The sequence below is a fragment of the Pantoea sp. BR_17 genome, assembly GCF_041955125.1.
GTDB classification, from domain to species: Bacteria; Pseudomonadota; Gammaproteobacteria; order Enterobacterales; family Enterobacteriaceae; genus Pantoea; species Pantoea stewartii.
The window spans coordinates 543,260-554,586 of sequence record NZ_JAVAXT010000001.1 but is presented as its reverse complement, the minus strand read 5'-3'; the positions used below and the strand labels follow the sequence as shown (position 1 = coordinate 554,586).

Here is an 11,327-nt window from a genome sequence, read left to right as displayed (position 1 = left end):
TGATATAAGGCTATTAAAATAGTGTGGCGCTTATTTAGTTTTGCGAAAAAATAACATCTGATTACATCTCTTATGGTATTCCCTACAGTAATAATGCGGCGCTCAACTACACTTCCTGCGCTGCGCTATACAGTGTCGGCCTAAAGGTGGCAGTTTATTGATTGGTGTTAGCCCGGCATGCCGGGCTTTTTTTATGGCTACAAGTAATGAGTTATCGCTTAAGGATAAATTAAAAATAGGGTTTTATGCGTTGCCGGTTCATCACTGTACAGGCATTCAGCGTGGCTGATGACGTGAAATGTCTCTGTATTGAAAACGACAGGGTAACGGTTTAATGGCACGTGTCGCAACGCGATTTTGCCATAATTTTTTGTTTTAACAGTATTTTTATGGCGTTTTCGTGTAGTGAGGCTGGCTGTCGCATCAGAAAGCAGCAGGACGCCGCTCTGCAATGTGAGGACGCGATGCAGGATTCCCCCCTTACAGAACAGCGCTCCCGCGTAAAGAAAAAATATTTAAATATGTCATTTAAAATACTGCTTTAATTTTCTTGATGGTTTTTCCCTTTTAACAGGAAAAATGAATGATAAAGGCGGGGGCTTAACGTCAGGCACAGAAAAAGGGGTGTTATTACGTTTTAAATGCGCGGCATTAAACTTTTAGAAAACAGCGTTGCAAAAATAACTGAGGCCTTTCAGTGAGTTGTTTTTTCAGGAGGGAGGCATGTATAAATGGCGTGTAAACAGAGCGGGAACTCCGTTTGATTATTTTTTTATGGCGCCGATATTTTATTTGACTGTCTGTATGTCGCCTCTTTTCTGAATCATATCAGACGTATTTCTTTTTTCTTTTACCAGGTAAAAACAATGACTATAACTCAGCGTCTTTTGTTCACGTTTTCGCTGCTTTCCGCAGCGCTGGTCGCTATGGTTGTCGTATCTGTCAGCGTATCGCAAGGGTTTCAGACCCGCTTCAAATACGTTAACGAAAATACGGTCCCGTCAATCACCGGTATTTCAAAGATGATTGAAGGCAGTAATGCCGTCATCATCGCCCTTTATCATCATCAGAGCGTGACTGACCTGGCCAGGCAGGCTGTCATCGAAAAAGAAGTCAACGACACAATCAAAAATATTCGTGCGCTTAATCAGCACTACCTTGCAGAGGACACGTCCAACGAGCAAGACAGGCAAATGACGGAAAAGGCGTTTACGATGATTAATAAAATAGAACGCGACCTGCCAGCCTTTCTGGCCGCCTCACGTGCTCAAAATGATGCTGTGTCTCTGGGAATGTTGCAGGGGACAACAGGGATTGGTGCCGAAGCCCGACAGCTCATTGCGAATTATCAGCAGCAACTTCAGCTCAATACCGATCTCGCCAATGCGCTCAGCAGAGAAAACGACAGAACCTATCACCATACGCTGTTAACCCTGATCACCGGCTCAGCCGCCGCTATTTTGCTGCTGGGGTTTTTTACCGTTAAGACAATTTTATCCATTCGCCGCCAGCTGAATGCCATGCGCCTGACGATGGAGCAGGCCAGCGAAAACCTCGATCTCACTCTCAAAGCAGATGACACACGCTCTGATGAAATCGGCCTGACGGCAAAAGCGTTTAATCATCTGATTCAGACTGTGTCGCTGTCACTAAACGCTGTGGAAAGTGCCGCGCAGTCTGTCAGTACAGCGTCATCGCAAATGTCAGCGGGTAACGAGGATTTATCGGCAAGGACTGAAGAGCAGGCGGCATCACTTGAGCAAACGGCTGCCAGTATGTCAGAGCTGAGTGAAACGGTGCGTCAGACGGCAGAAAATACCCGACTGGCCAGCCAGTTAGCGAAAAATGCGCGTGAGATTTCAGAAGACAGCGCAGATCGGGTGAAAACAATGCTGACGACGATGGGCGATATACGCGAAAGCTCGGCCAAAATTACCGACATTATTTCTCTCATTGAGGGGATTGCCTTTCAGACCAATATCCTTGCCCTGAATGCGGCGGTCGAAGCCGCACGGGCAGGCGAGCAGGGCCGTGGTTTTGCGGTCGTGGCTGGCGAGGTGCGCAACCTGGCGCAGCGTTCGTCGTCATCAGCCCGCGAGATTAAAGCGCTGATTGAATCGTCAATGGGCTTTGTGGAAGCCGGTGCGGTACAGGCTGAAGGGGTGGGTACAAATATGCACAAAATGAACGATGCCGTCCGGCAGGTTACCGATTTGGTCGATGAAATCTCTGTCGCCGCCCAGGAACAGTCTCAGGGAATTAGCCAGGTCCATCTGGCCGTCAATCAAATGGATGATGTGACGCAGCAAAATGCGGCCCTGGTGGAAGAAGCATCCTCTGCGTCGCGTTCATTAATGGAACAGGCCTCAGCATTAAACCGCCTGGTTGCCACGTTTGTTATCCAGCGTGCAGGACCTGACGCGCTTAAGGAAGTGAAAAGCGCGATAGCTCCGCCCGCCATGATGCGCCCTGTCAGCAATATTGTTCCCGCTGCAGCGGAGACCAACTGGCAGAGTTTTTGAAAATCAACACAAACGCCTGTGCTGCTGAAAACGGGCGCAGGCTCTGAACGGGCAGGGGTCACCACAGATTTTCCGTGGTGACCTTGCGGTTCTTACAGAACGTGATCCTTGCAAAAAAAACCCCTGCCGGAGTAAGTTGAAATCCGCCTGACGTGTCACGTCACCGAGGCACGCCACGACCGGGCGTGCGATGACAGAAACACGCAGGCTGTTCGCCGCTTCAGGCGGGAAACCCGGAAGGCAGAGCTCAATTCGTCATGCAGAAACCCAACCCTGAAGATGTGGCAGAGGCGTAAAGTAAAGGTGCAGGCAGGCGCGATGGGTCCGGCGCTTCACCGCACGGAACGGCGGGCGAAGGGTCGCGCGCGTGCGCTTCCTGAAGAAGCCCTTTCAATGACGAACCTTAATTCTATACAGTCAGGTCACTATGAAACCATCACTGAGCAGATATGCGTTGGCCGTCTTTGCGAGTGCGGCTTTTCTCTTCCCGTCCCTGTCGGCTGTCGCCAGCCCGGTTCCGGCTGGCAACGTCCAGTCCGTGCCGCCGCAGGATGCGCCCTGTTGCGGCGCGCTCACGCCCAACGCGCAAAAGATTCTTGCCGTGCTTGACCATGCAGACGTGGAGCATTTATGGCTGAATCATCATCACGTCAACTGGGAAACGGGCAAGCCTGACAGACCGGATAACTATTCTGGTCCCGGTAATCATACGCACTGCAGTGCGTTTGCGGCGGCGGTAGGCGCACGCCTGGGCGTCTATATGCTCAGGCCGCCTCAGCACAGCCAGATTTTCCTGGCGAGCGCACAAACGCGCTGGTTTGACAGTAGTGAAGGGCGTCAGTCAGGCTGGATCAGGGTCAGCGATGCGTGGCACGCTCAGCAGCTGGCGAATAAAGGCATGCTGGTGGTGGTCGCCTATGAAAGCCCCGATCAGCACAGACCGGGTCATATCGCTGTTGTCAGGCCGTCACGTATCTCGCTGGCAAGATTACGCACTGACGGTCCGGATATCACCCAGGCAGGCAGCCGAAATATGACGATCGGTCACGCCGCTGACGCCTTTTCAGGCCATCGGGGCGCCTGGCCTGATGGGGTTAAATTCTTTGCACATGCACTACCGCAATAAGGGTATTCGGGGCGCGCTTAGCGCCTTGTTATCACCAGCCTGAGGGGTGCCATATTATGCTAAACAGGGCCCGTTCTTTCCGGTCTGAAAACACAAGCACGTGGTGAAACAGCCAGCCTGTAGCGCTGTTCGCTTCATGCAACCTGTTAAAGCTTTCTGCTGGCAGCAACACCTGGTGCGGGCAGACCTGTCTCCATTTCCTCTGAAACCGACCCGCTGTATGACGACCTGTAAGCCGTTCCCTGTTATCTGGTATAACCGGCCTTATCACCTGAACGACGGCGATCCCGACTTCTTCCCGGAGCATATAATCCCTGCTATTCACAATCGAGCGGGTCTTTGTCGGGTAACCACTGACAAGACAGTGTCTGATTTCAGGCAGCGCCCGGGCCCGCATGATGTACGGATAAAAAAACGGCTATCTCTGCGCGGCGTCCCTTTTAGTAAGGAAACAGTTAAAAACCGCTGCGTTAGGAGAAAAAATGGCCGCCTTACATTGATGGGATGGCGAACTTTAAAGAGTGGGTAAAACCCATCCTGCGCATTCAGGCTGACGTGAGAATCAGGCGTAATTTTCCAACGATGCGCAATATCGCCTTGTTTCTCGCCTGCGCCCCTGGCGGTCTTGGTGTTTGTTTCAGGATTAACGCCTGACGTTATAAATCATTAACAGGCTTTTCATTACATTATCCTGTGGCGAGGGTTGAATACGTCATAAGCCTGTGAATCAAAGAGTTAGCGTGATTTTATATTGCATCGTGTGAGGAATACTTATATTACTAATTGACAAGCCGTGCGCTTCTCTGACGCTTCAGTGTGCAACAGACCCATCATAAGGTGACGTATGACAACAAAGCCCGCCGCTGAAATCAGGGTAGAGCCCGGTGTATTTAAGACGTTAAAAACCTTTCCGGCGACAGTTCACGCGCTGCTCATTTTTACCCTGATTATTCGGTTCAGCTATTTTATGGCCTGGCCATTTATCGCAATGATCATGACACAGAACTACCACATGTCGCCTGTTGCCATCGGTTGCGCGATGACCAGTAGTGCGCTGGTATCCGTGGGGCTGGGCATGTATGGCGGCCAGATTTCGGACAGGTTAGGACGACGGATTATCCTGCTGATGGGCTGTGGATTTTCGGCAGTCGGCTATATCCTTCTGGCGCAGGCGACGGGAGTCGGTCTGTTTATTACCGGCCTGATGATTATCGGCGTTTGCTTTGCGTGGGTCGATCCGCCTTTGCGTGCGTTAATGAGTGATTTACTGGGCGATCGTCGCCGCCGCGCACTGGCTTTGCAAGTGCGCTACTACCTGGTCAACGTCGCTGCGGTGTTGGGCCCCCTGGTGGGCATTGCTTTTGGCCTGACGTCTCAGAAAGGCACATTTCTGATAACCGGCCTGAGCTATTTCCCTTTTTTTATCTACGTGCTCCTGTTTATCCCGGCGGGTAAACCGGTGAACACGCCGCCGGCCGACAAGGTTTCCGCTGTTAGACTTCACCAGGTTATGGGAATTATTATCAGAGATAAAATTTTTGTGGCCGGGCTTTTGTGCAGCACATTGTGCAGTATCGTTTTTATTCATTTTGAAGCGGTACTGCCCCAGTACCTTCTGTTACTGAACAGCGACGCGGCTGTAAAGCTGGTGACGTTAATACTGGTCACGAATGCCTCGACCGTGCTGGTATTTCAAACCTTTCTGGTCCGCATTATGGCGAGGATGCATTTACCTCAGCGAATTCTGTTGGGTGCAGTGATTTTCTTTTTCTCACAGCTGTGTTTTTTCTCCCTGCGAACAGCGGATAGTTGGCTTTGGCTGTCTGTCACCGTGTTGTTTAGTGCAGGCGAAGCGATTCTGATGCCGAACCTGAATATTTTACTCGACCAGTTGGCACCCGCAGAACATCGAGGTGCCTACCTGGGCGCCTCAACATTGTCAACGCTCGGTATTGCTGCCGGGCCGCTACTGGGTGGTGTGATGCTGGCCATGACCGGGCCGGGCGTATTTATAAGCACGGCCATGCTGAGCCTCCTGCTCTGCGCCATTATTTATGTCAACAGGCAACGTATGCTGGCACGTTTGCAGGCGAAATCGTGAAGGCACCTGTATAGCGCAAACGGGAGGCGGTCACGGCAACTGACATGCGCAGCAACGAACCAGAAGATCGGGTCAGGCGTGATAACTGTCCGGCGGGGAGGTCAGGATGCCGAACCGGCAAGAGCGTCGGCAGGGCAGGTCTACGATGCAAACCGGTTTACAAAGCACGATGAGGTGAAGAGGGAAGCCTGTATTCAGCCATGTGGGCAGGAAAGGCAGGCTGTTTTGCACAGTTTGCCTTGTGGGCTCGGTGAGAATTCACGCCTATTGTGCCCGTGTCAGCCGGCTAATCACAAATGCTAGCGTTGAGCGGGGCCTGCAACAGATGACTTGCCCGCTGCAAACCCGCATCCCTCTGTTCAGGCCGGTGTCTGATCGTCCCGTATTTCCTCCCGCGCCGCATGGCGTGTGGCATTGGCGACCGTGCCGTGGTCGATCAGTTTTGCCTGCAACAGCAGATTATACACGGGCGCATGGGGCCGGTTCAGACGGTTCTGCAGAAGCTGGATGGCTTCGTAGCCCAGCTCCCGACACGGGACGGCAAAGCCTGTCACCGGCCTGCCGGCCGCGCCCGCCAGCTGACTTGCCAGATCGGTCGTCATCAGTGAGATATCTTCGGGAATACGCAAGGAACGTGCCGCCAGCACAGTCTGAACGCCGGTAATAATCCCTTTGCCCACCGGCACTATCACATCGGGCCACTCCTCACGCGGATGTTCGTCCAGCCAGCCCTTCAGGGCGGCTTCGGTTTCATGCTCAGAATAGGCTTCAACCACAATCAGGTCCTTCTGCGCGCTAAAGGGCAGGTGAAAATGGCGATACGCGTCTTTAATTCCCTCCAGCCGCAGAAACAGCGTTTCACGGCGCAGACAGGTGACGGTCAAAACCCGGCGGTGCCCTTGCTCAAACAGGTGCTGCATGGCGCTGAACCCAATCGCATGGTGATCGGGGGAGACCGCATCCAGTTTCATGTCTTTATCGCGGGAATTTATCAGGACGCAGGGTTTATTCAGCGAGGCTGCCAGGCTGAATATCGCCTGATCGTCGGTGCCGATGATGATGATCGCATCGTTGCTTTTTGCGCCCGCCTTCTCCAGAAACAGTTTCACATCGGCACGCTGTTCCTCCAGTGGGCAGTAACTGATGTGCACATCATGGCTGGCACAGGCTTCGGCAATCCCGCGCGTCACTTCCAGATAGAAGTGATCGCCGCGCGGCGCAAAGGTCCGGGCGGGCGCAAAGACCACCAGACCGTTAATTAACAGGCGGCTGCTGACCATGTCGTGCAACACACCCAGTTGACGTGCACAGCGCACAATCGCATTACGGGCTTTTTCACTGGTATAAGCCTTGCCGCTCAGTACGCGCGAAACGGTACTGACAGAGTACCCGGTTTTTGCCGAAATTTCGTCCATCCTGAGCTTGCCCGCCATAGTGTGATCCCCGTCCCAATCAATTTTTGCAATTTTTTGCAGCCGTAGTGGCTTGATAGTAATGCGGTTTTACATGCTGTTCACAAACTACCTTGCCGCTCTGCGAACATTCTCACAAAAACAGTTTGTCCCACGACAGCCGCTTTTCTATGTTCCTCGCAAAGACGACAGCGACGGTCAAAGACGGAGAAGTGGCATGTTAAAAATTGCGATAGTAGGTATGGGTAATATTGCCAATTTACATATTCAGGCGTTTTTGCAGTTTCCCGAACGCGGCAAAATTGTGGCGGTAGTGGATGTGTACCCGGACAAAGCCCGCGATAAATTGCAGCGTTACGGCCTGAAGGATGTACGCGTGTACAGCGATCATCTCGCCATGCTGGCGGATGGCGCAGATATCGATGTGGTGGATGTCTGCACGCCGCCTTATGTGCATGCCGAGAATACGATAGCGGCGCTACAGGCAGGCAAACATGTGCTGTGCGAGAAGCCGATGGCGGCATCGCTTGAAGAGTGCGATGCCATGATCGCGGCGCAAAAGGCCAGCGGCAAAGTGCTCTCCGTGGTGGCGCAGAACCGCTTTACCGATGCCTTCTGGCGGTTAAAAGCGGCCGTGGATTCCGGCCTGGCAGGAAAGATTTGTCACGCCCAGGTTGATTCATTGTGGTGGCGCGGTCATGCCTACTACGACCTGTGGTGGCGCGGGACGTGGGAAAAAGAAGGTGGGGGCTGCACGCTCAATCATGCTGTGCACCACATCGATGCGCTGCAATGGATGCTCGGCGCACCGACGGACGTGGTCGCCATGATGAGCAATGTCGCCCATGACAATGCGGAGGTCGAAGATCTCAGTGCCGCTATTTTCCGTTACCCGAACGGCACGCTGGCACAGCTGACGGCCTCGGTGGTGCATCACGGTGAAGATCAAAAAATCATTTTACAGGGCGAGAAAGCGCGGCTCTCTGCGCCCTGGCAACCCGTTGCTTATCAGGCGGCGGAAAACGGCTTTCCGGAACAGGATCATCACATCGCGCTGGAAAACGAACTGGACCAGCTGTATGCGCAGATCCCGTCCTTGACATGGACACTGCATGCCGGTCAGGTGGATGACTTTTTCTCGGCCATTGAGCAGCAGCGTGCGCCGCTGGTAGACGGTGAGCAGGGCAAGCAATCCCTGGCGTTAATCACCGCCATCTACAAGTCGGCTATAACCCATACCACCGTCACGCTGCCGATTGCCAGCAACGACACCTTCTACCGTACCGGTGGCCTGATTGCCAGCGCACCGCACTTTTATGAAAAACAGGCCTCCGTGGAAAATTTCGCGGATGAGGATGCGATCCCGTTAGGCAAAAACTTTGCGTGAGGACAACAGCATGAATCAAAAGGATGGCATGAACTACGCGCCGAAAGGCAAACCCCAGCCGGTTGTAAACCCAGGCGAGTTTATTATCGCTGCCGCCGGGCTGGATCATGGGCATATCTATGCGATGTGCAATGGCCTGACTGAAGCCGGGGCGACGCTGAAATGGGTTTATGACCCGGATGCGACCAAAGTCGACAGGTTCCTGCAACAGTTTCCGCAGGCTCAGGCGGCGGATTGCCTGGACACGATCCTCGCTGACACACAGGTGCGGCTGGTGGCAGGGGCGGCCATTCCCTCGGAACGCTGTGCGCTGGGACTGAAAGTCATGGCGGCCGGGAAAGATTACTTCACCGATAAAGCCCCACTCACCAGCCTGGAACAGCTGGACGATGCCAAAGCCATGTGCGCCAGAACCGGCCGCAAATATGCGGTGTACTACAGCGAGCGTCTGCACGTTGAGAGCGCGGTTTTCGCGGGACAGCTGGTGGAACAGGGCGCGATTGGACGGGTGGTGCAAACGCTGGGCACGGGCCCGCATCGCGAAGGAACCGGCCGTCCGGACTGGTTCTATCAACGTCGCTACTTTGGCGGCATTTTGTGCGATATCGGCAGCCACCAGATCGAGCAGTTTCTCTATTACACCGGCAATGGTCAGGCTCGAGTGGTTGCCAGTCAGGTGCGCAATTTTCACCATCCGCACCATCCGCAGTTTGAAGATTTCGGCGAGGCGATGCTGGCAGGGGAAAATGGCGCAACCGGCTATTTTCGCTGTGACTGGTTCACCCCGGAAGGCTTATCGACCTGGGGCGACGGGCGAATGACGCTGCTCGGAACCGACGGTTACATCGAAATTCGCAAGTATACCGATCTCACGCGTGACGAGCAGGATGTGGTTTACCTGGTGAATCAGGACGGTGAGTTTCGCTACAGCGTGGCGGGCACGGTGGGTTTCCCGTTCTTTGGCCAGTTGATCAACGACTGTCTGCATCGCACAGAGCACGCCATGACACAGGAACATGCGTTTAAAGCGGCTGAACTGTGTATCAAAGCCCAAATGTTAGCTAACGCGGTGTAGTCAGCCCGCACGCCCATTCTTTTCCAATTCTGTTGATAACAGCGACGGCAGGCACTGGCTTGCCGTTATAAAACACCGACCAGAACAGGAAGCAGATAAATGGTTAAACCGACTGAACGTCGCGTCGGGTATGGCGTAGCAACAGGCTACGGCATTACCGACTTATTTGGGGGCGGTGCCTTTGCAGTGATAGGTGCCTGGTTACTGTTTTTTTATACCACCTACTGCGGGTTATCGGTGCTGGAAGCCGGATCCATCTTCGCCATCGCCAGGGTGATTGATTCCGTACTGAGTCCGATCATGGGGTATATCACGGATAATTTCGGCCATACCTGGGCCGGGCGCAAATTCGGCCGTCGTCGTTTCTTCTTGTTAATTTCCTCGCCTCTGATGCTGCTGTACGGCGCATTATGGGTCACAGACATGAGCTACTGGTATTATCTTGGCACCTATCTCACCATCGAATTGTTATCTGCCATGGTGCTGGTGCCGTGGGAAACCCTGTCGTCAGAAATGACCAACCGTTTCAGTGAACGCACTCGCCTTTCCGGCGTGCGGATGATGTTTTCCTCGCTGGGAAGTTTTCTCGCGGTCTCGGTACCGGGCGTCATCATGACGTACACGGGCAAAGACAACGCCATCACCTATACACTCACGGGCGTGATTTTCTCAGTGATTTACTGCGTCGCGGTATTTATTACCTGGTATACCACCTGGGAAGCGAAAGATATTCAGGATGCAGACGAGGTTCAAAAGCCACCGGTACCCGCGCGTCATTTTCTTTCGCATGTGAAACACATGTTTGTGGATCTCGCCTCGTCATTTAAAATTCGGGCGTTTCGTCAGCACCTGCTCATTTATATCTGCTCGTTCACAGCGATGGATGTGTTTCTTGCCGTTTTTACCTATTTCGTTATTTATGGGTTAAAACAGGATGCCTCATTAGCCTCGCTGCTTCTGAGTAATATGATGTTTATGTCTATCCCCGGCACCTTTTTATTTATGCTGTTGCTGGGCAAATTTTCTATGACGCCCTCTAACGCCTTGAGACTCTCTTATATATCTATTGCCGTCGTGTTGCTTTTTCTGTATGCCGTTTATCTCTGGCAGTGGCATGTACCCGTGCTGTTATTTAGCGCCGCCTTCCTGTTTATGGGGATAGCGCGCGCGGGGCTGTATTATATTCCGTGGAATATTTACAGCTTCATTCCCGATATTGATGAAATGGTAACCCGTCAGCGCCGGGAAGGCATTTTCGCGGGCGTCATGGTGCTTACGCGCAAAAGTTCGGTCGCGATTGCCATCTTTACTATTGGCGTGGTGCTCCAGGAAAGCGGGTTTGCCAAAGGGAACGGCGCTCAGCCTGATAGCGCAATCACCGCCATTGTCCTGCTGATGGCAGGCGTGACAGGCGCGCTTCTGGCCGTGAGTTTCTGGCTGACGTTCCAGTTCAAACTGACCCAGCGCAGCCACAAATTGCTGATTAAAGAAGTCGCACGCCGTAAGCTGGGCGGTTCACCTAAAGACTGTGATGCCGAAACCCGTGAGGTGATCAAAGCGCTGACCGGTTATGCCTATGATGATGTCTGGGGGGCCAGTAAAAAAGAACCTCTACAGGATGCTGCTGTAAAGTCAGAACTGAAAGGGTAAGCGAACAGGCCGTTGGCGTGACTCACCGGAGAAATATAAACCGCCAGAAGCGTC

7 protein-coding genes are annotated in these 11,327 nt (G+C 53.1%); 6 read left to right on the top strand and 1 reads right to left on the bottom strand.

Features of this window, described 5'->3' with window-relative positions:
- Window positions 1–866 precede the first annotated feature (866 nt).
- The 3 genes from RAC60_RS02495 to RAC60_RS02485 all read left to right on the top strand — a co-directional run bounded on the left by RAC60_RS02495 (window position 867) and on the right by RAC60_RS02485 (window position 5,749).
- Entirely contained in the window at window positions 867–2,522 is a 1,656-nt protein-coding gene (locus RAC60_RS02495) for a methyl-accepting chemotaxis protein (RefSeq protein WP_375092520.1), read from the top strand.
- A gap of 427 nt (window positions 2,523–2,949) precedes the next feature.
- Complete coding sequence (locus tag RAC60_RS02490) at window positions 2,950–3,648, top strand: hypothetical protein (RefSeq protein ID WP_205950121.1); 699 nt, start codon at window positions 2,950–2,952, stop codon at window positions 3,646–3,648.
- 844 nt (window positions 3,649–4,492) lie between these two features.
- Entirely contained in the window at window positions 4,493–5,749 is a 1,257-nt protein-coding gene (locus tag RAC60_RS02485) for an MFS transporter (protein ID WP_006119040.1), read from the top strand.
- Between the two features lie 359 nt (window positions 5,750–6,108).
- Here RAC60_RS02485 and RAC60_RS02480 read toward each other — a convergent pair whose 3' ends face one another.
- Window positions 6,109–7,182: a LacI family DNA-binding transcriptional regulator gene (locus RAC60_RS02480; RefSeq protein WP_375092519.1), complete on the bottom strand. Its 1,074-nt coding sequence runs from the start codon at window positions 7,180–7,182 to the stop codon at window positions 6,109–6,111.
- Window positions 7,183–7,378: 196 nt separating this feature from the next.
- On the opposite strand from RAC60_RS02480, the gene RAC60_RS02475 reads away from it, so the two are divergent.
- From RAC60_RS02475 to RAC60_RS02465, 3 genes are all read left to right on the top strand, one after another.
- Complete coding sequence (locus RAC60_RS02475; RefSeq protein WP_054687784.1) at window positions 7,379–8,548, top strand: Gfo/Idh/MocA family protein; 1,170 nt, start codon at window positions 7,379–7,381, stop codon at window positions 8,546–8,548.
- Window positions 8,549–8,558: 10 nt separating this feature from the next.
- A complete protein-coding gene (locus RAC60_RS02470) occupies window positions 8,559–9,623 on the top strand; it encodes a Gfo/Idh/MocA family protein (RefSeq protein WP_375092518.1) in 1,065 nt (354 codons plus the stop codon).
- Between the two features lie 99 nt (window positions 9,624–9,722).
- On the top strand, window positions 9,723–11,273 hold the full coding sequence (locus RAC60_RS02465) for an MFS transporter (RefSeq protein WP_162285663.1): 1,551 nt from the start codon (window positions 9,723–9,725) through the stop codon (window positions 11,271–11,273).
- Window positions 11,274–11,327: the final 54 nt, after the last annotated feature.

What these genes read in the sequence shown, in the direction of transcription:
- RAC60_RS02495 (WP_375092520.1), top strand. Translation starts at nt 867, where the DNA reads ATGACTATAACTCAGCGTCTTTTGTTCACGTTTTCGCTGCTTTCCGCA.
- RAC60_RS02490 (WP_205950121.1), top strand. Translation starts at nt 2,950, where the DNA reads ATGAAACCATCACTGAGCAGATATGCGTTGGCCGTCTTTGCGAGTGCG.
- RAC60_RS02485 (WP_006119040.1), top strand. Translation starts at nt 4,493, where the DNA reads ATGACAACAAAGCCCGCCGCTGAAATCAGGGTAGAGCCCGGTGTATTT.
- RAC60_RS02480 (WP_375092519.1), bottom strand. Translation starts at nt 7,182, where the DNA reads ATGGCGGGCAAGCTCAGGATGGACGAAATTTCGGCAAAAACCGGGTAC.
- RAC60_RS02475 (WP_054687784.1), top strand. Translation starts at nt 7,379, where the DNA reads ATGTTAAAAATTGCGATAGTAGGTATGGGTAATATTGCCAATTTACAT.
- RAC60_RS02470 (WP_375092518.1), top strand. Translation starts at nt 8,559, where the DNA reads ATGAATCAAAAGGATGGCATGAACTACGCGCCGAAAGGCAAACCCCAG.
- RAC60_RS02465 (WP_162285663.1), top strand. Translation starts at nt 9,723, where the DNA reads ATGGTTAAACCGACTGAACGTCGCGTCGGGTATGGCGTAGCAACAGGC.